The sequence below is a fragment of the Kocuria sp. CPCC 204721 genome (genome assembly GCF_040980945.1).
GTDB lineage: Bacteria > Actinomycetota > Actinomycetes > Actinomycetales > Micrococcaceae > Kocuria > Kocuria marina.
The window spans coordinates 1-22238 of sequence record NZ_JAVKPO010000022.1 but is presented as its reverse complement, the minus strand read 5'-3'; the positions used below and the strand labels follow the sequence as shown (position 1 = coordinate 22238).

Annotated in this window: 15 protein-coding genes and 1 pseudogene; 8 read left to right on the top strand and 8 right to left on the bottom strand. The window is 69.9% G+C overall.

All coding sequences use genetic code 11. The features are described 5' to 3' along the window. Positions 1 to 101: 101 nt before the first annotated feature. From RF637_RS13060 to RF637_RS13050, 3 genes are all read right to left on the bottom strand, one after another. On the bottom strand, positions 102 to 1391 hold the full coding sequence (locus RF637_RS13060) for an IS256 family transposase (protein WP_368845062.1): 1290 nt from the start codon (positions 1389 to 1391) through the stop codon (positions 102 to 104). A gap of 656 nt (positions 1392 to 2047) precedes the next feature. After that, positions 2048 to 2671: a class I SAM-dependent methyltransferase gene (locus tag RF637_RS13055; protein ID WP_298588070.1), complete on the bottom strand. Its 624-nt coding sequence runs from the start codon at positions 2669 to 2671 to the stop codon at positions 2048 to 2050. 326 nt (positions 2672 to 2997) lie between these two features. After that, positions 2998 to 4557 (bottom strand): multicopper oxidase family protein, encoded by a 1560-nt coding sequence (locus RF637_RS13050; protein ID WP_368845061.1) that lies wholly within the window; start codon positions 4555 to 4557, stop codon positions 2998 to 3000. 715 nt (positions 4558 to 5272) lie between these two features. On the opposite strand from RF637_RS13050, the gene RF637_RS13045 reads away from it, so the two are divergent. The 7 genes from RF637_RS13045 to RF637_RS13015 all read left to right on the top strand — a co-directional run bounded on the left by RF637_RS13045 (position 5273) and on the right by RF637_RS13015 (position 18384). Then, complete coding sequence (locus RF637_RS13045; protein ID WP_311254021.1) at positions 5273 to 7789, top strand: heavy metal translocating P-type ATPase; 2517 nt, start codon at positions 5273 to 5275, stop codon at positions 7787 to 7789. Between the two features lie 61 nt (positions 7790 to 7850). Then, the gene (locus tag RF637_RS13040) at positions 7851 to 10331 is read left to right on the top strand and encodes a phosphoketolase (protein ID WP_101851210.1); all 2481 of its coding nucleotides are present in this window, start codon (positions 7851 to 7853) and stop codon (positions 10329 to 10331) included. After that, positions 10274 to 13597 (top strand): beta-phosphoglucomutase family hydrolase, encoded by a 3324-nt coding sequence (locus tag RF637_RS13035; RefSeq protein ID WP_368845060.1) that lies wholly within the window; start codon positions 10274 to 10276, stop codon positions 13595 to 13597. The genes RF637_RS13040 and RF637_RS13035 overlap by 58 nt, the downstream gene beginning before the upstream one ends. Before the next feature lie 4 nt (positions 13598 to 13601). Next, on the top strand, positions 13602 to 15266 hold the full coding sequence (locus tag RF637_RS13030; protein ID WP_101851211.1) for an AarF/ABC1/UbiB kinase family protein: 1665 nt from the start codon (positions 13602 to 13604) through the stop codon (positions 15264 to 15266). Positions 15267 to 15329: 63 nt separating this feature from the next. Then, entirely contained in the window at positions 15330 to 16415 is a 1086-nt protein-coding gene (locus RF637_RS13025; protein WP_101851212.1) for a type II glyceraldehyde-3-phosphate dehydrogenase, read from the top strand. Then, positions 16412 to 16858 carry a universal stress protein gene (locus RF637_RS13020; RefSeq protein ID WP_368845059.1) on the top strand — a complete coding sequence of 149 codons (447 nt, stop codon included), beginning with the start codon at positions 16412 to 16414 and terminating at the stop codon, positions 16856 to 16858. The genes RF637_RS13025 and RF637_RS13020 overlap by 4 nt, the downstream gene beginning before the upstream one ends. 218 nt (positions 16859 to 17076) lie before the next feature. Continuing rightward, the gene (locus RF637_RS13015; protein WP_368845058.1) at positions 17077 to 18384 is read left to right on the top strand and encodes an ISL3 family transposase; all 1308 of its coding nucleotides are present in this window, start codon (positions 17077 to 17079) and stop codon (positions 18382 to 18384) included. A 217-nt stretch (positions 18385 to 18601) separates the two neighbouring features. Here RF637_RS13015 and RF637_RS13010 read toward each other — a convergent pair whose 3' ends face one another. From RF637_RS13010 to RF637_RS12990, 5 genes are all read right to left on the bottom strand, one after another. Continuing rightward, positions 18602 to 19039 (bottom strand): hypothetical protein, encoded by a 438-nt coding sequence (locus RF637_RS13010; RefSeq protein ID WP_219588389.1) that lies wholly within the window; start codon positions 19037 to 19039, stop codon positions 18602 to 18604. Between the two features lie 46 nt (positions 19040 to 19085). Beyond that, entirely contained in the window at positions 19086 to 20009 is a 924-nt protein-coding gene (locus tag RF637_RS13005; RefSeq protein ID WP_368845057.1) for a DMT family transporter, read from the bottom strand. A gap of 47 nt (positions 20010 to 20056) precedes the next feature. After that, the gene (locus RF637_RS13000) at positions 20057 to 20704 is read right to left on the bottom strand and encodes an isoprenylcysteine carboxylmethyltransferase family protein (RefSeq protein ID WP_101851215.1); all 648 of its coding nucleotides are present in this window, start codon (positions 20702 to 20704) and stop codon (positions 20057 to 20059) included. Then, the gene (locus RF637_RS12995; RefSeq protein WP_101851216.1) at positions 20694 to 20951 is read right to left on the bottom strand and encodes a DUF2933 domain-containing protein; all 258 of its coding nucleotides are present in this window, start codon (positions 20949 to 20951) and stop codon (positions 20694 to 20696) included. The genes RF637_RS13000 and RF637_RS12995 overlap by 11 nt, the downstream gene beginning before the upstream one ends. A gap of 99 nt (positions 20952 to 21050) precedes the next feature. Further along, entirely contained in the window at positions 21051 to 21914 is an 864-nt protein-coding gene (locus tag RF637_RS12990; RefSeq protein WP_368845056.1) for a F510_1955 family glycosylhydrolase, read from the bottom strand. A gap of 159 nt (positions 21915 to 22073) precedes the next feature. Here RF637_RS12990 and RF637_RS12985 point away from each other — a divergent pair. Continuing rightward, positions 22074 to 22238 (top strand): annotated as a pseudogene (locus RF637_RS12985) (DNA-binding response regulator); the annotation flags it as partial.

Here is a 22238-nt window from a genome sequence, read left to right as displayed (position 1 = left end):
CCCATCATGAGAAAGCCCGGAAGCACGAACCAACCGTCAACACATCGCACCACCGAAAGTGCGACAGAGCCGCTCTAACGGTGTAAGAGGCGTTTCCATGGTTAGTGGTTCTCCGCTGCCGGCATCCGGTCGGCGAAGGTGATGGCAAAGGCGTTCAGCGCCGGCTTCCAGCGTGTGACCCATCGTGTCTGCCCGGTGCCCTTCGGGTCCAGGGATCGCACCACGAGGTACAGCGTTTTCATCGCGGACTGCTCATTCGGAAAGTGACCCCGTGCCCGCACCGCCCGACGGAACCGGGCGTTGAGGGACTCGATGGCGTTCGTCGAACAGATCACCCGGCGGATCTCCACGTCGTAGTCCAGGAAGGGCACGAACTCCGTCCACGCCCCGCGCCACAGCCGGCTGATCGCCGGGTACCGGGCGCCCCACTTCTCCTCCACCTCTTCCAGGGCGGCCTCGGCAGCGGCAGCGGTCGGGGCGGTGTAGACGGGCCTCAGATCCTTGGCGAGCTCGTCCCAGTACTTCCTCGAGGCGTACCGGAAGGTCCCGCGGATCAGGTGGATGATGCAGGTTTGGACGATCGCGGCCGGGAACACGGCGTTCACCGAGTCGGGCAGGCCTTTCAGCCCGTCGCAGACCACGAAGAAGACGTCCTTGACCCCGCGGGACTTCAGGTCGTTGAGCACCGCGTACCAAAACTTTGCCGACTCCCCGTCGCCGTCCCCGGCCCACATGCCCAGGATGTCCTTGTGCCCGGCCAGGTCCACCCCGATCGCCGCGTACACCGGTCGGTTGCGGACCTGCCCGTCGCGGACCTTGACCATGATGGCGTCGATGAAGATCGCCGCGTAGACCTGCTCCAAGGGCCGGGCCCACCAGGCCTGCATCTCCTCGATGACGCGGTCGGTGATGCGGGTGACGGTGTCCTTGGAGACGTCGGCGCCGTAGACCTCGCCCAGGTGGGCGCTGATCTCTCCGGTGGTCAGGCCCTTGGCCGACAAGGACAGGACGACCTGGTCCAGGTCCGTCAGCCGCCGCTGGCGCTCGCGCACGATCACCGGCTCGAAGCTGGCCTGCCGGTCCCGGGGGACCTCGATCTCGACGGGGCCGGCGTTGTCGGTGATCACCGTCTTGGCCCGTTTCCCGTTGCGCGAGTTGCCCCGGTTCCGGCCTTGCGGGTCGCCAGGTTCGTAGCCGAGGTGTTCGTTCATCTCCTCGTCCAGGGCGGCCTCGACGACCATCTTGGTCAGCTGCTTCAACAGCCCGCCGGGGCCGGTCAACGCCGCCCCGCTGGCGCGGGCGGCGCGGACCAGTTCCCGGACGGTGTCCTGGTCGGCCGCGCTCAGCTGCGCGTTGTCTTCCGGCTCGTCACCGGGCTTCGGTGGGCTCACGTCCACCAGTGTCTCGATCTTCTCGCTCATGTCGACCCTCCAACCCCGAATGGGGTGATTGGGCCTCTTACACCGTTACTGCGATAGTCCCACTCGAGCATGGACGCGCTCAGACCGGAGGGTTTCACGGATGCGCCAGGGGCGCCCGCTGCTACAGGTGGTGGTCGTAGTTCTGGGTGCCGTAGTGGTAGCTCTCGGTAAGGCTCATCCACCCCGGGGGTAGGAGGACCCCGGTGCACCATATGTGCATCCCACGGTTCAGCGTCTGCGCAGGCTCGGTCTCGAGCCGAGCGGGCAGGGCGCCAGTGGTGCGGTCGCGTTACCGGATCAGACGGGGTCCGTGAGCCGGACGAGCCGTGCGGCGGTAGCTGAGGATAGTTGATGATGTGGAACGGTTCGGCGCTGGCTTCCAGGACCTGGGCGATGGTCCGGCTGATCGGGGCGGGGGCGGCTCATCAGGCGGACCAGCGACAACAGGCGCGGAAGGACCAAATAACCGAAGAACATGTGAAACAGCAGCTGCCCGTCGGCCCACCGGGTCCCGGCCGTAGGCCGGAGCAGACCCGCCGGGGGCGCTACTGCCATCGAAAGGTGGAAGTCGGCGCGCAACCGATCAAGTTCGTCTTGAGCTCCTTGCCGGGTGAGCGGTACCGTGTTCACCGGCTCCTCCTCGACGTGATGTCATCGCCGGGATCGTCCGTGGCTCGGCTTGGCTTCCAGGTGATGAAACGGAGCACCCGATCCCCGAGGGAGTATCTGAGGCTGATCGGGTCAAGGCCGGCTTGTCTCAGGGCTGGTTCGAAGGCTCCAGGTTCGATGAGCCGGTGCGGTGACCGGTCGGCCCAGTGCACCCAGGAAGCGGCGCGGGAGGCCAGCAGGTCGTATCCCACCAACACCCCGCCCGGCCGCAGGACCCGGGCTGCCTCACCCACCGCACGTTCCCACTGGATCACATGGTGGAGCATCAGGAAGCTCACCACGGTGTCGAAGGCCCCGTCCTCGAAGGGCAGCCGGGTGGCATCGGCCGGACGCGCCTGCGCCCGGGGGAATCGGGCCAGGCGCTGCTGGGCGGCCTGAACCATCACCGGATCGGCGTCGGTCGCGATGAGCCGCACCTGAGGATTGGCTCCGGCGATGGCTTCGGCCATGACCCCGCTGCCTCCGCCGATCTCCAGCACGTCCCCGGTGACGGGAAACCCTTGGGTCGCCCAGGGAACCATCCACCGGGCCACCACACTCCACGGCGCGCTGCGACAGAAGGAGGCTTCCAGGGCGGACATCCTCGGCATGGTCTCCACCTCCTGGTGCACCCGCATGGACTCGACAGAGCATCACAGCCCAGTGCGACACCAATGAACCGTCGTCCGGCCCGGCTCGACAAGGTCGGTGGACCCATGATCGCTGCTCATCCCAATCACCGCGATGACCTCCTGCAACCGGTCGCCGGTCACCAACAGCAGGGACCCTCCATCGGCGCAGAAGCCAGCCTGGTCATCGGTCTTCCTCGCCTCGAGACGTCCCCGCCCACCCAGACGTGCCCCCCGGGCTCCTGGACGGCGAGGGCGCCCATCAGGTGCCTGGGCTCGAAGGCCGCTGGCAGGGCTGTTCAGGCCCGGTAGGAGACCACGGTCATCATCCCGAGCTCGCCGTGGTAGATGTTGTGGCAGTGCACCAGCCACTGCCCGGGGTTGTCGGCCTGGAAGTCCACGGCCAGGGTTTCCATCGGCAGCACGTTGATCGTGTCCTTGCGGATCCCGGGCCCGGCCTGCCCGGCCAGGGCGAAGGTGTGCCCGTGAAGGTGCATGGGGTGGAACATCATCGACTCGTTGCGCATCACCAGCCGCACCCGCTCCTCGGGACGGATCTCCAGGGGGGTGTGCTCCCCGAACGGGACCCCGTTGAGGACCCACTGGCGGCCACCGTCGACCATCTGCAGGGCCAGCTCCAGTTCCCGGTCCGGTTCCCGGACCTCCAGGGCGGCGGCTTCGGTGGGGGCCAGATCGGTGTAGCGCAGCAACCGCCCCGTCAGCTCCCCCGGACGGGCACCGGGAGCCGGGGTGGCGCCGGAAGCGGTGCGCAGCACGGCCTGCGCCGGGGCCGCGTCCTTGCCTTCCGGGACCGCCACCACCGGGAAGGCCCCGTCACCGGTGGTGATCACCACGTCGTAGCGTTCACCCATCCCGATGATCAGAGTGTCGACCTCCACCGGGACCACGGGGAAACCATCGGTGTGCGTCACGCTCAGGCGGTGCCCCCCCACGGCAAAGCGGTAGGCGGTGTCCCCACCGGCGTTGATGATCCGCAACCGGATGCGCCGTCTGGGAGCGGAGGTGATCACGAACGGGTCCTGCGGCAGGCGCCCGTTGATCAGATGCCCCGGATAGGACACGTCCCCGGTATCAGCCCCCAAGGGCTGGTCAGCCGAGGGCATCGATCCCTCCATGTCCATGCCACCCATGCCCATGTGCCCCATGTCTTCCATGCCGGACATGCCACCCATGTCCATGCCCTCGCGGGCCATCCGCTCCACGATGGCCTCGGGGCTCTCCCCCCAGCCGTCGGTCCAGTCGTCGAGGACCAGCACGACTTCCTGGTCGTAGTCCCCCGGCTCGGTCGGGTCCTCCACGATCAACGGGGCCTGCAGCCCTCGGTCCAGTTGCGCCCCGACGTGGGGGTGGAACCAGTAGGTGCCCGGGTCCGGCACCACGAAGCTGTAGTCGAAAGCCGTGCCGGGGGCCACCGGGTCCTGGGTCACCCCGGGCACCCCGTCCATGTCGTTGCGCAGCGCCAGCCCGTGCCAGTGCACGGTGGTGTCCTCCGGGAGGTCGTTGACCAGCCGCACCTGCAGCTGGTCCCCGGCGCTGAGGCGGATCTCGGGGCCGGGCACGGTGCCTTCGTAGGCCCAGGTCCGTACCGTGCGGCCCCCCAGATCCACCGTGGCCGGGGCCGCCCGCAGCTGCCGGCGCACCACCTTGCCCGTGGTGGCCCGCCCGGCCTCGGCCGCCGAGACCGCCGCGCCGCCGGGTCCCACCGGGGTCGGGTCGCCGAAGAACCGGGTGCCGGCCAGGGCGCCACCACCGACCACCACCAGGCCCGCAGTCCCGAACTTCAGGAAGCGACGCCGGTCAAGGCTCTTGCCCTCACGGGAGGGGGACGATGAGGGCACGACAGGACTCCGATCCGGTAGGAACAAGGACAGAAGACGGTCCGGGGCCCATGTCCTGCACGAAGACCACGAACGACTTCCCCTACCACGGTAATTGCACAGAAGAAAGAAGTGACGGGTTACCGATGAAGATTCGTTGAAGATTCCTGCCGTGCGGTCTTCACGGGGTGTTCTTGGGCTACATCTAGAGGCAGGGATGGGCCCTGGTGCCCAGCGGACAAGGTCGGGAAGGAGCACCGTGGAATCCACCGCCTTTGGGGCCCCGGCTCTGCCGGAGGACCGCATGGGTCACCATTCCTGCGATGAGGCCGCTGCGGGCGGGGCGGGACAGCAGGACACGGCGGGGAACAGTGGGCGCCGAGGCACGGCTGGCGTGCTGGTGTGGAGTGCTCCGGAGGAGCAGTCGAGGATGAGATGCCGGTCGGTACGCACTTCCGCACCCTGGTCCGTGCAGCGCTTCTGGAAACGATTCCCTGTGGCGGGGGCTCAGGTGGTGGAAGGCCCTCTCTTCGGTGCCCAGGAGCCCGCGGGCAGCACGTCTGCACGCCGGACTCCTCGGCCGGTATCCGGGGGTGTCTGCAGCGCCGTGGCGCTGAGCCCCAACGCTTCTCCGACCACCCCACCCCACCGTGCTTTGCACGGCGGAGTACTCTCCGCCGTATGGGCTCTGGGCCGGGGAACTCGCAATGCCCCTCAATCATAAGGAGAACACCAGATGGCTCCATCGACTCTGCACACTGTCGTTGAAGTGTCCGGGCTGCACTGGGCCACCTCTGAGCCCGTCATCGAGAAGACGCTGCTGCAACGGCCAGGGGTCGTGTCGGTGGAGGCCAATGCGGTGTCCCAAACGGCCACGGTGACCTACGACCCGGATCGGACTTCTGTCGCTGAGATCACCGGCTGGGTGCAGGAGTGCGGGTACCACTGCCGCGGCGCGGCGGTGCCCGAGCACATCTGCGCGCCGATGAGCACGGACTCATCCGGAACCGGGGCACCCGTCCACCCCCACCACGCCGGGTCCGCCGGCACCACCGCAGCTGCGGTGAGGACGGCGGCGGAGGCGGGAGGCCGTGCTGGGCATGCGGGTCGTCAGGAGCATGGGCAGGAACCGGCCGGGGAACACGGCGGACACCTCGGCGACGGTCGGCGTGCCGCGCCGGCTCCGGGTGAGGTGATGGGCCATGGCGGGCACGGTGGGCACATGATGTCGATGGACGAGATGGTCCGCGACATGCGCAACCGGTTCCTGGTCGCGGCACTGCTCTCCATCGGGGTCACACTGTGGTCCCCGATGGGTCGGGACATGTTCGGCTTCGACGTCCCGGCCCCGTTGGGGCTGCGCGACGATGTGTTCGCGCTGCTGCTGTCGTTGCCGGTGATCTTCTACTCGGCCTGGATCTTCTTCGACGGCGCCTTCCGGGCCCTGCGGGCCCGGACCTTGGACATGATGGTGCTGGTGGCCATCGGGGTGGGGTCGGGGTGGCTGTACAGCCTCTATGTCACTCTCACCGGTGGTGGGGAGGTGTTCTACGAGGCGGCGACGGTCCTGGCGTCCTTCGTGCTGCTGGGCCACTGGTTGGAGATGCGGGCCCGGGGCGGGGCCAGTGAGGCGATCCGCACCCTGCTGGAGCTGGCGCCCCCGGCGGCGGTGGTGATCCGGGGGACCGAGACCGTGGAGGTGCCCACCGCCCAGGTCCAGGTCGGGGACCTGTTGCTGATCCGGCCCGGTGCCAAGGTCCCGGTGGACGGGGTGGTGGAGGAGGGCCAGTCGGAGATCGACGAGTCGATGGTCACCGGAGAGAGCCTGCCGGTGTCGAAGTCGGTCGGCTCCGAGGTGATCGGCGCCTCGATCAACACCACCGGCACTGTGCGGGTCCGGGCCACCAAGGTCGGTGCGGACACCGCGTTGGCGCAGATCGTCGCGCTGGTGCAGGAGGCGCAGAACTCCAAGGCCCCCGGGCAGCGCTTGGCCGACCGGGCCGCGTTCTGGCTGGTGTTCGTGGCCTTGGTGGGCGGCACCGCCACGTTCGCGATATGGCTGGCGCTGGGCGCTGCGGTGCCGACCGCGTTGCTGTTCGCCATCACCGTGGTGGTGATCACCTGCCCGGATGCGCTGGGACTGGCCACACCTACGGCGATCATGGTGGGCACCGGTTTGGGGGCCAAGCGGGGGGTGCTGTTCAAGAACGCCACCGCCCTAGAGACCGCCGCCCACATCGACACGGTGGTGATGGACAAGACCGGGACCCTCACCAAGGGCGAACCCGAGGTCACCGACGTCGTCGTGGAGGGCATCGACGAGCTGGAGCTGCTGAGCCTGGTGGCGGCGGTCGAGCGGGAGTCCGAGCACCCGCTGGCGACCGCGGTCGTGCGCCACGCCCTCCAGCGCGGCGCCCCGTTGTACACGGCCTCGGACTTCACCAACGTGCCCGGGCACGGGGCCGGGGCCGCGGTCCAGGGGCACCGGTTGCTGGTGGGCAACCGCAAGCTCATGGCCGACCGCGGGATCGAGCTGGGTTCCCTGGCGGGGGTGCGCGACGAGCTGGCCTCGACCGGGAGGACGGCGGTGCTGGTGGCGGTGGACGGGAGGGCGGCGGCCGTGATCGCCCTGGCCGACGCCGCCCGGGACACCGCGGCGGCGGCGGTGAGCGCCCTGCACGAGGCCGGCATCGAGGTGGTGATGCTCTCCGGTGACAACGAGGCCACCGCCCGGCGCATCGCCGGGCAGCTGGGCATCGACACGGTTATCGCCGAGGTCCTGCCCGAGGACAAGTCCCGCAAGATCGCCGAGCTCCAGGGCAGCCGGAAGAAGGTCGCGATGGTCGGTGACGGGGTCAACGACGCCCCGGCCCTGGCCCAGGCGGACCTAGGCGTGGCCATCGGGGCCGGCACCGATGTGGCCATCGAGACCGCCGATGTGGTGCTGATGCGCTCGGATCCGCTGGATGTGCCGATCGCCCTGCGGATCGGGGGCGGGACCGTGCGGAAAATGCGGCAGAACCTGTTCTGGGCCGTCGGTTACAACGTCATCGCCTTGCCCATTGCCGCCGGCGTGTTCGTGCCGTTCGGTGTCGTGCTCAGCCCGGAGATGGCGGCGATCTCGATGTCGGGCTCCAGCTTCATCGTCGCGGTGAACGCTTTGCTGCTGAAGCGGCTGCGGTTGCCGGAACCCCCGCAGCCGAGCCCTGCGGCTCGCACGGAACCGGCGCTGACACCTGTGGGAGACCGGTAACCCCGGCTCCCCGGTACGACCCGATCCTGACCCGTTCTCGCCGAAGAAGAGGAAGAGCCCGATGACCACTCCCGAAACCACGGCACCCGCCCTCGTGGGCCCACAGCCGTTGAGCGAGACCGAACTGTCCCGGTTGGATGCGTGGTGGCGGGCGGCGAACTACCTGTCGGTGGGGCAGATCTACCTCCTGGACAACCCGCTGCTGCGGGAGCCGTTGTCCGTGGAGCACCTCAAGCCCCGCCTGCTGGGGCACTGGGGGACCACCCCGGGGCTGAACCTGATCTACGCGCACCTGAACCGGGTGATCAAGGCCCGGGAGTTGGAGGCGATGTATGTGACCGGACCCGGCCACGGGGGCCCGGGGCTGGTGGCCTGCGCGTATCTGGAGGGGACCTACAGCGAGGTCTACCCGGGGATCGGCCGGGACACCGAGGGGTTGCGGCGCCTGTTCCGGCAGTTCTCCTTCCCCGGGGGGATCCCCAGCCACGTGGCTCCGGAGACCCCCGGGTCCATCCACGAAGGCGGGGAGCTGGGGTATTCGTTGATGCACGCCTATGGGGCGGCCTTCGACAACCCGGGCCTGCTGGTGGCCTGCGTCATCGGGGACGGGGAAGCCGAGACCGGGCCGCTGGCGGCCAGTTGGCACTCCAACAAGTTCCTGGACCCCGTCCACGACGGAGCCGTGCTGCCGATCCTGCACCTGAACGGCTACAAGATCGCCAACCCGACCGTGCTGGCCCGGATTCCCGAGCAGGACCTGATGAGCCTGTTGCGCGGATACGGGCACGAACCGTATCTGGTCAGCGGGAGCGACCCGGCCCAGGTGCACCAACGGTTCGCGGCCGTGCTGGAGGAGGTGCTCGAGGACATCCGTCGCATCCAGAGTCAGGCCCGGGAGGGCACCGCCCCGGAGTTCCCGCGGTGGCCGGTGATCGTGCTGCGCACCCCTAAGGGGTGGACCGGGCCCGCGGAGGTGGACGGGGTGCCTACCGAGAACACCTGGCGTTCCCACCAGGTGCCCCTGTCCGGTCTGCGGGACAATCCCCAGCATCTGCGCCAGCTGGAGCAGTGGTTGCGCTCCTACCGCCCCGAGGAGCTCTTCGACGCCGCCGGGGCGCTGGTCCCCGAGCTGGCCCAGCTGGCCCCGGAGGGCACCCGCCGGATGAGCGCGAACCCGGTGACCAACGGTGGCGCCGTGCTGGAACCCTTGCGGTTGCCCGATGTCCGCGACTACGCCGTGCCCGTGGAGTCCCCCGGAGCCACGGTTCACGAGGCCACCCGGGTGCTAGGCACCTGGGTGCGCGACGTGATCCGGGACAATCCGCGCACCTTCCGGCTGATGGGCCCCGACGAGACGGCCAGCAACCGGCTCAGCGCGGTCTTCGAGGTCACCGACCGGGTGTGGGAGGCGCAGATGCTGCCCACCGACGAGGGCCTGGGCCGCTCCGGGAGGGTGATGGAGGTGCTCTCCGAGCACCTGTGCCAGGGCTGGCTGGAGGGATACCTGCTCACCGGCCGGCACGGGCTGTTCTCCTGCTACGAGGCGTTCATCCACATCGTGGACTCCATGGTGAACCAGCACGCCAAGTGGTTGAAGGTCGCCGGGGAGATCCCCTGGCGCCGACCGATCGCCTCGCTGAACTACCTGCTGACCTCTCACGTGTGGCGTCAGGACCACAACGGGTTCTCCCACCAGGACCCCGGCTTCATCGACCACCTGGTCAACAAGAAAGCCGAGATCGTGCGCGTCTACCTGCCCCCGGACGCCAACACGCTGCTGTCGGTGGCCGAGCACTGCCTGCGCAGCCGCGACTACATCAATCTCATCGTCGCCGGCAAGCAACCCGCCCTGTCCTACCTGTCCATGGAGGAGGCGGCATTGCACTGCCGCCGCGGTGTGGGCATCTGGGAATGGGCCGGCAACGAACCCGCGACCGCTCCCGATGCCGCCTCACCGGCCCACTCCGGGACACGCGGTGGGCCGGTGCTGCCCGATGTGGTGCTGGCCTGCGCCGGGGACGTGCCGGCCCTGGAGACCCTCGCGGCCGTGGACCTGTTGCGCCAGCACCTGCCGCAGCTGGTGGTGCGCGTGGTCAACGTGGTGGATCTGATGCGCCTGCAACCGGCCAGCCAGCACCCGCACGGGCTGCCGGAGGCGGAGTTCGACGCGATCTTCACCACCAGCCGTCCGGTGATCTTCGCCTACCACGGCTACCCGTCGCTGATCCACCGGCTGACCTACCGCCGGACCAACCACGGCAACTTCCATGTGCGCGGCTTCCAGGAGGAGGGCACGACGACCACCCCCTTCGACGTGGTCATGCTCAACGACCTCGACCGGTTCCACCTGGTCATCGACGTCATCGACCGGGTGCCCGGTCTGGCCGAGGCCGCCGCCCCGTTGCGGCAGCGCATGGTCGAGGAACGGGTACGGGCCCGGGCCTACACCCGGGCCCATGGGGAGGACGACCCGAAGATCAGCGGTTGGCGCTGGCCCTCCGCCCCCACCAGCAGCGCCCCGCGCGGACAGGGGTGCTGCTGATGTACCTGGAACACCTGCTTCCGAGCCCGGCCCGCACGGATGAGGGGTATCGTGCGGTCGTCTTCGACATGGACGGGGTCCTCACGGACACCGCCGGGATGCACGCCCGGGGGTGGAAAGCCGTTTTCGACGAGGTCCTCCCCGAGCTGGGCGGCACTGGGCAGGCGCCCTTCGACGCGCAGACGGACTACCGGGCCTACCTGGACGGGCGCCCCCGACCCGAGGGGGTGCGCACCTTCTTGGCCTCCCGCGGGATCAGTGTGCCCGAGGGCGGGCCCGGTGACGGTGCGCAGCTGCTCACCGTCCACGGGCTGGCCGCCCGCAAGCAGGAGCTCTTCGCCGCGGAGCTGACCCGGCAGGGGGTGCGGGCGTTCCCCGACGCCCTGGTGCTGTTGGGCGCGCTGGTGGCCCGGGGGGTGCCCACGGCCCTGGTGACCTCCAGCAGCAACAGTGCCGCGGTGCTGGCGGCGGCCGGGGTGGGGCACCTGTTCACCGTGCGCGTGGACGGCACCGACGCGCAGCGGCTGGAGATGCCGGGCAAACCGGACCCGGCCGTCTTCCTGGAAGCGGCACGCCGCCTGGAGGTCCCACCGGCCCAGGCCGTGGTGATCGAAGACTCCACCGCCGGGGTCGCAGCAGCCACCGCCGGAGGATTCGGCCAGGTCATAGGGGTCGACCGCACCGGGGCCGCCCACGAGCTGGCGGCAGCTGGTGCCCATCTCGTGGTGGAGGACCTTCGGGCGGTGCCGCTGGTACCCCTGAGCGAGGACGCCGCGCCGGTGGAGCACCGAGGGTCGTGGTGCGGTGGGGCGGTCACCGCCACGACCGACGGGTGGCGGCTGGTCTATGACCGGTTCGACCCGACGCAGGAAGGCACCCGCGAAGCCCTGTGCACCCTGGGCAACGGGTACTGGGCCACCCGCGGGGCGGTGCCGGGCAGCACCGCCGACGGGACCCATTACCCCGGGACCTATTTCGCCGGTATCTACAACCGCCGCACCACCGATCTGGCCGGGCACCCGTTCGAGACAGAGCACCTGGTCAACGCCCCCGACTGGACGTACCTGAGCGTGCGCCCGGCGCAGGGGCCCCTGCTGCACCCGGGGTGCCCGGAGATGATCGCTCACCACCAGCTCCTGGATCTGCGCCACGGGGTGCTGACCCGCACCAACCGCTACCGTGACGCGACCGGGCGCACCACCCGGGTCACCTCCCGGCAGCTGCACAGCCTGGCCGACCCGCACCTGGCCGCCCTGGAGGTCACCGTGGAGGCCGAGGACTGGTCCGGGGAGCTGATCGTCGAATCCGCCGTCAACGCCGCGGTGTCCAACCGCAACGTGATCGCTGATCGTCAGTTGGCCGGCGAACACTGGGCTCCGGTGGAGTCCCGGGAGTTGGATGCGGAAACGGTGCTCTACGTAGCGGCCACGACCCAGTCCGGCGTCACGGTGGCCACCGCCGCCCGCACCCGGGTCGCCCCCGGCTCCGCTCAGACCGGCAGGCGCCTGGTTCCCGGCCACAGGCTGGGGCACGAGATCACCTTGGTGCTGCGTCCCGGGCAGCCGGTGACCCTGGAGAAGACCGCGGCGGTGGCGACCTCCCGGGACCGGGCAATCTCCACCCCCGCCCTGGACGTGACCTCGAAGATCGGTGAGACCCCCGGGTTCGCTCTGTTGCTGGGGGACCAGGAGAAGGCCTGGGCGGAGCTGTGGGACCGCTTCGGCATCAGCCTGGAGGACGGCCCCGCCCAGGAGCTGGCGCTGAACCTGCACATCTTCCATGTGCTGCAAACGGCCGCGGCAGCGGGCCTGGACCTGGACGCCGGACTGCCCGCCCGCGGCCTACACGGGGAGGGATATCGCGGCCACATCTTCTGGGACGAGATCTTCGTCTACCCCATGCTCACCCTGCGCCGGCCGGAGCTGACCCGGTCCTTCCTGCGCTACCGTCATCGACGCCTCGGGGCGGCCCGGACTGCGGCCCGGGAAGCAGGACTGGCAGGGGCGCTGTTCCCGTGGCAGTCCGGCAGCGACGGGCGGGAGGAGACGCCGAGAACGCTGTTCAACGTCCGCAACGGGCAGTGGATGCCCGACAACTCCCACCGTCAACGCCACGTCGGGCTGGCCGTGGCCTACAGCGTGTGGCAGTACTACCAGGCCACCGCCGACATCGGCTTCCTCACCGACTACGGCGCGGAGCTGATCATCGAGGTGGCCCGGCTGTTCAGCAGCCTGGCCGTCCACGACCCTGTCGAGGACCGCTTCGACATCACCGCGGTGATGGGCCCGGACGAGTACCACGACGGCTACCCCCACGCCCCCGGCCAGGGAGTGCGCAACAACACCTACACCAACGTCCTGGCCGCCTGGGTCCTGGCCCGCGCCGGAGAAACCGTCGAGCTGCTGGCCGGCCACGACTGCGACCCGCTGTGGCGCCGGTTGCACCTGGCCCACGAGGAGACCGCGCGCTGGGACCGGATCAGCCGACGGCTGCGCGTGCCCTGGCACGCGGACGGCATCATCAGCCAGTTCGAGGGCTACGAGGACCTGGAGGAGTTCGACTGGCAGGCCTACCGCGCCCGCTACGGCAACATCGGCCGGCTGGATCTCATCCTCCAGGCCGAGGGTGACTCCACCAACCGCTACAAGCTCTCCAAACAGGCCGACGTGCTGATGCTCTTCTACCTGTTCTCCGCCGAGGAACTGCGCGGACTTTTCGCCCGCCTGGGCTACGCCCTGCCCCCGGACCTCATTCCCCGCACGGTCCACTACTACCTGGCCCGCACCAGCCACGGCTCCACCCTCAGCCGGCTGGCCCATGGCTGGGTGCTGGCCCGCACCGATCGGGCCCGGTCCTGGACCCTGTTCGACCACGCCCTGCGGGCCGACCTCGACGACACCCAGGGCGGGACCACCCGCGAAGGGATCCACCTCGGGGCGATGGCCGGAACCGCCGACATGGTGATGCGCTGCTACGGGGGCGTGGAGACCCGGGCCGAGGCCCTGTGGTTGCACCCGGTGCTGCCCGAGGAGATGGCCGCGGCCTCTTTCCAGCTCCGGTACCGGGGCCAGCCGATCAGCGTCAGCCTCACCCGGCACACCATGGCGATGCGCCTTCATCCCTGCTCGGCCGCACCCATCCGGGTGTGTGCCGAGGGCCTGGAGAGAACCCTGAGCCCCGGCCAGGTCTGGAAGGTGCCGCTCACCGCGGTGGGCCCCCCGCCCCCCAGCGCGCAAGGCCGCGCTGCCTCCACCGTGGGGAGCTGAGGCCATGACCGACCACCACGCCGAGCGGTTCCGTCAGATCACCGAGGTCCTGGCTCGTCACGGACTGGGCTTCGGGATCGGGGCGGCCGGGCTGCACCGGTGGCTGCCGGTGGAGCACGGGCTGCTGGGCCACGAACAGCGCGAGGAGCCCTACACCAATCCCGAGCACCTGCGTCTGGCCCTGGAGCAACTGGGACCGGTGTTCGTCAAGTTCGGGCAGGTGCTCTCGACCCGGGCGGATCTGCTGCCCGAACCGTACCGGGAGCAGCTGTCCCGGTTGCAGGACTCCGCCCCACCGGTGCCCGGGCCGGTCATCACGGAGCTGATCGCGGGCGAGCTCGGCCACGCCCCTTCGGAGGTGTTCGCCGCCTTCGAGGAGACCCCTCTGGCCAGTGCGTCGCTGGGACAGGCCCATGCGGCCCGCCTGGCCGACGGCACCGAGGTGGTGGTCAAGGTGCGTCGGCCCGAGGTCGCCGCCCAGGTCCAAGAAGACCTGGAGATCCTGCAGAACGTGGCCGCACGGGCCAGCCGCTATTGGGAGGCCGCCGCCGACTACGACGTGACCGGCATCGCCGAGGAGTTCGCCGTCACGCTGCGGGCGGAACTGGACTACCTCGCCGAAGGGCGCAACGCCGAACGTTTCGCGGCGAACTTCGCCGGCAACGACGACATCCGCATCCCCCGGGTCTTCTGGGAGACCACCACCTCCCGGGTGCTGACCCTGGAGCGGATGCACGGGCTGAAGATCAGTGACCTGGCCGGGCTCGAGGCCGCCGGGATCGACCGGGCAGCCCTGGCGAGCCGGGCGGCCGGTGCAGTGGCCCAGATGGTGTTCCGGGACGGCTTCTTCCACGCCGACCCGCATCCGGGCAACCTCTTCGTGGAACCCGGCGGGCGCATCGCCCTGATCGATTTCGGCATGGTCGGGGACATCGACGAGCACCTGCGGGCACGTCTCGGGGCCCTGTTGCTGGCCCTGGTGCGCCAGAACCCGCGGCGGATCGCCACCGCCCTGGCCCAGCTGACCACCTCCCGGCACCCGGTGAACATCCCCGCCCTGGCCGGGGACCTGGCCCCTGTCGTGGCCCTCTACTCGGGGCGCCCCTTGGGCGAGATCCCGGTCGGGGGCCTCATCAAGGAAGTTCACGCGGTCCTGCGCCGCCATCATCTGCAGTTGCCGCGGGAGTTCTCCTTGTTGCTGAAGATGCTGTTGATGGCCGAGGGTGTGGGGACGATGCTGGACCCCCAGTTCCAGCTCGGTGAGGTCCTGCGGCCCTACGCCCACGGTCTGCTGCTGGAGCGCTACTCCCCCTCCGCCATCGCCGGACGCCTGTCCCAGGCAGGGACCGATGTCCTGGATCTCACCGCTGAGCTGCCCGAGCAGCTGCGCCGCGTCCAGGCCATGCTCGAGGCCGGGGGCCCCGAGTTGCACCTGCGCACCGCAGAACTGGACCCTCTCGTGGACCGCCTGGAATCGGCAGGCCACCGGTTGGGGCTGGCGATCCTGGCGGCCGCGTTCGTGCGTGGCCTCGGTGATCTGGCCGCCTCCGACCCGGTGCGGCGCCGGTCCTGGCAGCTGCCGGTGCTCAGCACGGGCCTGGGCGCGACCGGTTCCCTGGGCGCCTATCTGGCGTGGTCGGCGCACCGGCAACGACGACGCCGGCCCTGAGCACTGGCCAGCACCGATCCACACCACCGACCGCCGGTAGTCCCTGTTAGGAAAGGAACGAAAATGACCCAGAAGATCCGGGTGGGCGTCAACGGCTACGGGGTGATCGGCAAACGCGTCGCCGATGCGGTCACCGCCCAACACGACATGGAACTGGTCGGGATCAGCGACGTGGTCTCCGACTACCGCATCGCCACCGCGGTCTCCCGCGGCATCCCCGTCCACGCCTCCACCGCCGCAGGGGCAGCGGCGATGCGCTCGGCGCAGTTGCCCGTGGCAGGAGAGCTGCACCAGCTGCTCGGGGCCGTGGACGTGATCGTGGACTGCACCCCGGCCAGGAGCGGGGCCACCAACCTCGAGCACTACCGCGCCCACGGGGTCAGAGCCGTCTTCCAGGGCGGGGAGAAGCACGCCCTCACCGGCCACTCCTTCGTCGCCCACGCCAACTACGCCACCGCCCTGGGCCGGGACACCACCCGGGTGGTCTCCTGCAACACCACCGCCACGGTCCGCACCCTGACCGCGCTGCAGGGCGCGGGACTGCTGGCCAGGGCGCGCGGGGTGCTCATCCGCCGGGCCACCGACCCGTGGGAGTCCGATCACTCCGGGATCATGAACACCGTCGTCCCGGAAACGGCCATCCCCAGCCACCAAGGGCCCGACGCCCGGACGGTCGTGCCGGACCTCGACGTGGTGACCATGGCCGCGAAGGGCTCCCACACCCAGAACCACCTGCACTACTGGGCCATCGACCTCACCCGCCCCGCCACCCAGCAAGAGGTCCTCGAGGCGCTGGGCGCCATGCCGCGGGTCGCGCTGGTCCGCAGCGGCGAGGGGATCGTGGCGCCCAACAGCACCATCGAGCTGATGCGGGACCTCGGCCGGCCCCGCGGGGACATGTACGAGGTCGCCGTGTGGGCCGACATCCTCACGGTGCAGGGCGACGAGCTGTTCTGCACCTACACCGTCGACAACCAGGCGGTGGTCGTCCCGGAGAACATCGACGCGATCCGGGCCCTGGCCGGCACCGTCACGGACGGGGCCGAATCCATGAGCCGCACCGACGCCGCCCTGGGGGTGCGCGCGGACTTCCTCGCGCCCGCCCCGCACCCGGGCCGGCCCCACCCCGCGGCGGGGGCACGGTCGTGAACGCCGCGGAGACCTTCCGCGTCGTGGTCGGGGTGGACGGATCGCCCGATTCCCTGAGGGCTCTGGAGTGGGCGGTCACCGAGGCCCGGTTGCGCCAGGGCCAGGTCCATGTGGTGACTGCCTGGCAGCATCCGTCCATGGTGGCCGGCGACGACGAGCCGGACTGGGACCTGACCAGGTACGAAGCCAGGGCCCGGTTCCTCCAGGACGACGCGATGCGCAGCGTGCACGCCGAGCAGGAGGACATCACTGGCGAGGTGGTCCAGGGCCAGGCCGCCGCGGTGCTGGTGGAGGCTTCCGCCGAGGCCGATCTGCTGGTCGTGGGATCCCACGGCTACGGCGGCTTCACCGGCCTGCTGCTGGGCTCGGTCTCCAACCAGGTCCTCCACCACGCCCGCTGCCCCGTGCTCGTCGTCAGACCCCGTCACCCGGGCCGGCTGTAGAGCCGGGTCCGGCCCCGGTGGTTTCCGCAGCTGCGGATCCGGGGGTGGGAGGCCTCTCAGGTTCTCGTCGAGCAATCAGGCCGATCCCGGCTCTTCGCAGATGAGCGGGGTCGGGAGGTTCTCTGCCGGAGCGGTGGGGGCCGTGTCGAGCTGAGTGGGTAGGCGTCGAGGCCTTCAGGATGAAGGCGTCTACTCCGCATCCTTCGAAGGCCTCGACTGTGACCCAGCCTATCGGCGGGCACGCCTGTTGCGTGTCCGCGTGCACTCTCTTCGACCAGCCCGACATGCACGTGCGTGCCGCCGAACTCACCGACCGTGGGTGGGCACTGAGCGTGGAAACGCGCGGCCGCGAGGCCGCCTGCCCCGACTGCGGGGTCATCGCTGCCCGGGCCAAGGACCGGGACCGTGTGCTGCTGCACGACCTGCCCGCTCACGGGGTGCCGGTGCGCCTGGTGTGGAGCAAGCGCCGCTGGCGTTGCCAGGAGCCGGCCTGCGCCCGGACCAGCTTCACCGAGCCCCACCCGGTCGCCGCCCCTCGGGCCAGGCTCACTACCCGGGCCGTGGCCTGGTGCGCCGACCAGATCGCCTCCCACGACATCACCGTCTCTGCTCTGGCCGGGATGCTCGGAGTCGCCTGGCACACCGTGTGGAACACGGTGGCCCCAATGATCCGGGCCAGGATCGCCGACCCGGCCCGCCTCGAAGGAGTGCGGCGCCTGGGCGTGGATGAGCACATCTGGACCCACGTCGGGCTGCCGGGACGACGGGCGGTGACCGGGATCATCGATCACACCCCGGACGAGGACGGGCGCCCCCGGGCGCGGCTGCTGGACCTGGTCCCGGGCCGCTCGGGTGCCGCTTACCAGGGTTGGCTGGCGCGGCAGTCGCCGGCCTTCCGGGACGGGGTCACCACCGCGACCCTGGACCCGTTCCGCGGCTACGCCAACGCGATCCGTGACCAGCTGCCCGCGACTCAGGTCGTCCTGGACGCCTTCCACATCGTCAAGCTCGGCACTCAGATGGTCGATGAGGTCCGCCGGCGGGTGCAGCAGAACACGACTGGGCACCGAGGCAGGGCTGGTGATCCGCTGTACCGCATCCGACGGGCGCTGACCTGCGGGGTGGAGCACCTCACCGAACGCCAGGCCGCCCGCCTCGAGGCCGGCCTGGCCGCTGGCGACCCGCACGACGAGGTCCTGGTGGCCTGGCAGTGCTATCAGAAGCTGCGCGCCGTCTACCACCAGCCCACCTCGACCACCGGCCGGGCCCTGGCGGTGGAGGTCATCGACAGCCTGCACACCTGCCCCATCCCCGAGATCGCCCGCCTCGGGAGGACCCTGCGACGCTGGAGGGAAGAGATCCTGGCCTACTTCCACACCAATGGCGCCTCGAACGGCCCCACGGAGGCCGTCAACGGGGTCATCGAGACCATGCGCCGCGTCGCCCGAGGCTTCCGAAACCCAGAGAACTATCGGCTCAGAGCCCTCATGGCAGCCGGAGGACACCGACCCTGGAGAACCCCCTGACCCCGCTCATCTGCGAAGAGCCCCGATCCCTGAAGGATTCAGTGACTCAGACGGGGTGGTGCTCAGTGCTGCCGCGCAGCATCGAGAAGAGCACGTCGCAGCGTCAGCCGGCCACGGAGGATCACGCACTGTTCCCGTAACTGAGAGGAATGCTCCCCTGGGGTGTGGCACACCCGCTGCGCCCTGTGGCCAGAAAGGGCCTGGCTCCCCTTTCCGGTCAGTGACCGGAGGTGTGGCCGGGGCCGTGGGAGGGGACCGGGGAGTCCTCGCCGCCCGGGACGCCGCCTGGTGCGCTGCCGCTGATCAGCGGGCCGATGACGAAGGCCGAGAGCGAGTACAGGCCCGCGAAGACGACCAGACCGACGGCCGGCGCCCACCAGGTGTCGAACCTGCGGCGCAGGCGCAGCAGGAGGGGGACCGAGGCGGCAAGGCCCAGAACACCGAACACGAGGGTCCCGCCGGACCCGGCAATCAGCGCCGTCCCGGCGAGCACTCCCACGTGGTGCAGCACGTGCGGGAGCAGCCCCAGGGCCACGCCGATCCCGCCGATGGCGGAGTTCCACAGCGCGCGCAGGCGCCTCGGCCGGACCGCCGCAGCCTCTCCGGGGGTGCCCGCCTGATCGCTGACCCGGTGGTGGGAGAGATGCTCGTCCATCGCCGTCGCGCCCTTCCCTGCAACCGGTGTGCCGTCCGGGCCGAGTCTAGTCACGGGCGGTCCATGGGCAGGAGCCCGGTGAGCCACGGGGGCCGGTGGCTACCTGGGCAGGCGTCGAGGGCGTGACGGGCCATGGTCCCGGGCGAACCCTGCCTGGGACCGTCACCAGCGCCAGGGAGACCAGCACGATCACCGCCCCCACCGCGCTCCACACGGTGGGCCGTTCCCCAGGCAGCACCGCCGAGACCGCCATGGCGATCACGGGCACCAGCAGGGTCCACGCGCTGAGCAGGTCCAGGCGTGCCACCTGGGTCTGGCGGAACCAGGCGAGGAAGGCGGCTGCGGTCCCGATCAGCGACAGGAACCCCAGTGCCAGCACGAACCGAGGGGTCCAGGCGATGGCCGGGGCGCCCTCGACCGCGGCGGCCAACGCCACCAGCAGAAGACCGCCGATCACAAAGTGCCAGCCGATGGCGACCACCAGATCCGTTCCGGACAGCCTCCGTGACATCAGCGTTCCGGCGGTGACGGCCACCGCTGAGAGCAGCGACAGCCACGCCCCCTGCCCGCCACCACTAGCCACCCCCACCAGCACCAACCCGGCGAACCCGACCACCACAGAGGCCGCGGAACGCACGGACACGGCCTCACCGTAGAACCACCAGGCCGGCAGCAGGATCAGTAACGGCTGCGCGTTCGACAGCACCGCTGCCGCCCCCGTGGCCAGTCCTGCGGTCCCGGCGAACATCGCGGCGAAGGCCACGGTCACGTTCACCACCGCCATCGCCGTCAGCAGACCCCAGGACGGCCCCCGCGGCCGCAGGGGCCGTCGCTGCGCGGCGGCGACGAGCAACAACGCGGCCCCGGCGATCAGAGCACGTAGTGCCGCGAACCACAGCACCGGCGCGTCCTCCAAACCCCATCGGATGGCCACGAAACACAGGCCCCAGGCCGTCGTCACCCACAGCATGGTCCCCACCCGGGGCGCCCCTCGGTCCGGGGCTACCCTTGTGCTGCTCAGGAGCGGGCCGTCTGCCGGCGGAACCGGGGGAGAAACCCCGGCACCCGGCGGGCATAGTCCTGGTAGGCGGTGCCGAACTGGCGGACCAGGATCTGCTCCTCCTTGCGCGCCAGGCGCCAGTAGACCACCACCAGCACCGGGAACATCAGCAGGGTCAGCACCGTGGGCCACTGCAGCAGAAAGCCCACCATGACAGCCAAGAACCCTACGTACTGCGGGTGGCGGAGACGCGCATACGGGCCGGTGCTCGCCAGACGCCCTTCGTGCTGGGCCGCATAGAGCACCCGCCAGGCACGGTAGAGCAGGTACAGCCCCGCCCCGATCACGAGGTTGCTGAGCAGGTGCAGAGGATTCAGATGCGGATCCCCTTCCCATCCGAACAGCTCCTGCCACAGGTGCCCCGATCCATGATCCAGGGACTGCAGACCGGGCACCTTCTCGCCCAGCCAGCCCGAGAGCAAGAAGATCGTCAGCGGAATGCCGTACATCTCGGTGAACAGCGCGACGATAAACGCCGAAAACCCGCCCAGGGCGCGCCAGTCCAGCCTGGTCTTGGGCTGGATGAAACTGAATGCGAAGGCGATGAACACCAAGGAATTCAGGATCACCAGCCACCACAGACCGTACCCGTACTCACCGGACATCGCCGGCTCCTCTCTCCTGGAGGTCACCTCCGTGGCCACCATGGCCGCCGTGACCGCCGTGACCGAACAGGTGCATCACCAACATGGCGGCCACGAACACATACGGCAGGGCATCGGCCACGTGCAGCCAGTGAGCGGTGAGCAAATAAATCACGATGGCAAGGACCACCACCAGGATGCCGAGACGAACCGGGGAGCCCGGGCGGGAACGGCCACGGGTGGGTGATGGGTGCGGACTGTCGCTCATTGGACTTCCTGCCTGGTCGCAATCTCAAGAGCCTGCCGGTCCACCACCGGTGCAGTGAGTACTGAGGAACCCACGGGGCCGGCTGGCTCACCTGTGTCGTTACAACAGCGCTTCGGTGGTCTTGCCTCCGTCGGTGGTGCGCAGGACGGCCGAATCGGCCACCAGCAGTGCCTCCACCGTCCCCTCCTCGCTGATGCTCGCTCCCAGGGCGGTGATCTCCCCGATCGCCTTCTCGCTGGTGTCCCAGGTGTCCCCGGCGTCAGCGCTGGTAAGCAGGCGCCCGTCGATGCCGGCGCCGACGATGGTCTTCTCATCGGCCCAAGCCACAATCGACATCAGTTGCGGGGTGTCCAGGGTGTCCCAGGTGGTCCCGTCGTCGCTGGAGCGCAGCACGCCGTTCTCGGTGGTGGCCAGGACCGTGCCCGTGCCCGGGGCGATCGCCAGGGACGCCGGGGCGGAGGGGATCTCAAGGGTGTCCCAGGTGCGGCCGTCGGTGCTGGCGCGCAGCTGTCCGTCGAAGCCGATGACCGCGTTGGGGCTGGCGGTCAGGGCGTGGAAGTCCGACTCCCCGCCTCGGGAGAGCACCTCCCAGGTCTCACCGCCGTCGGTGGATTCGATCAGCCCGACCGGCTCGGGCAGGTCGGTCCCCATCCCGGGGTGGCCCGAGGCCAGGTAGCGGCCCTCGGTGAGGGTGAAACCCATCAGGTCCACGACCGGACCCACCTGGGTCAACTGCCGGCTCTCCAACCGGAACAGGCCCTCATGGGTGGCCAACAGAATCACCCCGGTGGCTGCGTCGCGGGTGATGGCGTGGACGTGGGTGATCGCCGTTCCAGCGCTGTTGGTGCTGGAGGAAGCAGTCGGAGCCGTGGGGTTCGCCTGCGGCGAGCACGCCACCAGGGCCCCGGAGCCCAGCAGGCTGAACCCGCCCAGGAGAAGGGATCTGCGGGTCAAGGAGTTCATGGGTCCTTTCCGCCTCGCAACCACATCACGAGGACCACCCACCATTCTCGACCGGCTGGAGAGAGGCTCTGCGCCGTTTTCCTTGAAGGTTTGGCGAAGATTGCCGCAGGAAGGGCCTCTGAGCCGGATCGGCATACAGGTCAGGGACACACTGGAGGCATGAATTCTGGCTCCGATGCCGGCACCCGCCCGGAGCGCGTGCTGGTGGTCGACGACGAAAAGCCTCTGGCGCAGATGGTCGCCACCTACCTGTCCCGCGCCGGCTACGCCGTCGCCCAGGCGCACACCGGCCCCGCCGCCCTCGAGACCGCCCGCACGGAGCAC

Excerpts from the sequence above, each read along its gene's own strand:
- RF637_RS13055 (WP_298588070.1), bottom strand. The coding sequence starts at position 2,671 with ATGTCCGCCCTGGAAGCCTCCTTCTGTCGCAGCGCGCCGTGGAGTGTG.
- RF637_RS13045 (WP_311254021.1), top strand. The coding sequence starts at position 5,273 with ATGGCTCCATCGACTCTGCACACTGTCGTTGAAGTGTCCGGGCTGCAC.
- RF637_RS13040 (WP_101851210.1), top strand. The coding sequence starts at position 7,851 with ATGACCACTCCCGAAACCACGGCACCCGCCCTCGTGGGCCCACAGCCG.
- RF637_RS13030 (WP_101851211.1), top strand. The coding sequence starts at position 13,602 with ATGACCGACCACCACGCCGAGCGGTTCCGTCAGATCACCGAGGTCCTG.
- RF637_RS13025 (WP_101851212.1), top strand. The coding sequence starts at position 15,330 with ATGACCCAGAAGATCCGGGTGGGCGTCAACGGCTACGGGGTGATCGGC.
- RF637_RS13010 (WP_219588389.1), bottom strand. The coding sequence starts at position 19,039 with ATGGACGAGCATCTCTCCCACCACCGGGTCAGCGATCAGGCGGGCACC.
- RF637_RS13005 (WP_368845057.1), bottom strand. The coding sequence starts at position 20,009 with ATGCTGTGGGTGACGACGGCCTGGGGCCTGTGTTTCGTGGCCATCCGA.
- RF637_RS13000 (WP_101851215.1), bottom strand. The coding sequence starts at position 20,704 with ATGTCCGGTGAGTACGGGTACGGTCTGTGGTGGCTGGTGATCCTGAAT.
- RF637_RS12995 (WP_101851216.1), bottom strand. The coding sequence starts at position 20,951 with ATGAGCGACAGTCCGCACCCATCACCCACCCGTGGCCGTTCCCGCCCG.
- RF637_RS12990 (WP_368845056.1), bottom strand. The coding sequence starts at position 21,914 with ATGAACTCCTTGACCCGCAGATCCCTTCTCCTGGGCGGGTTCAGCCTG.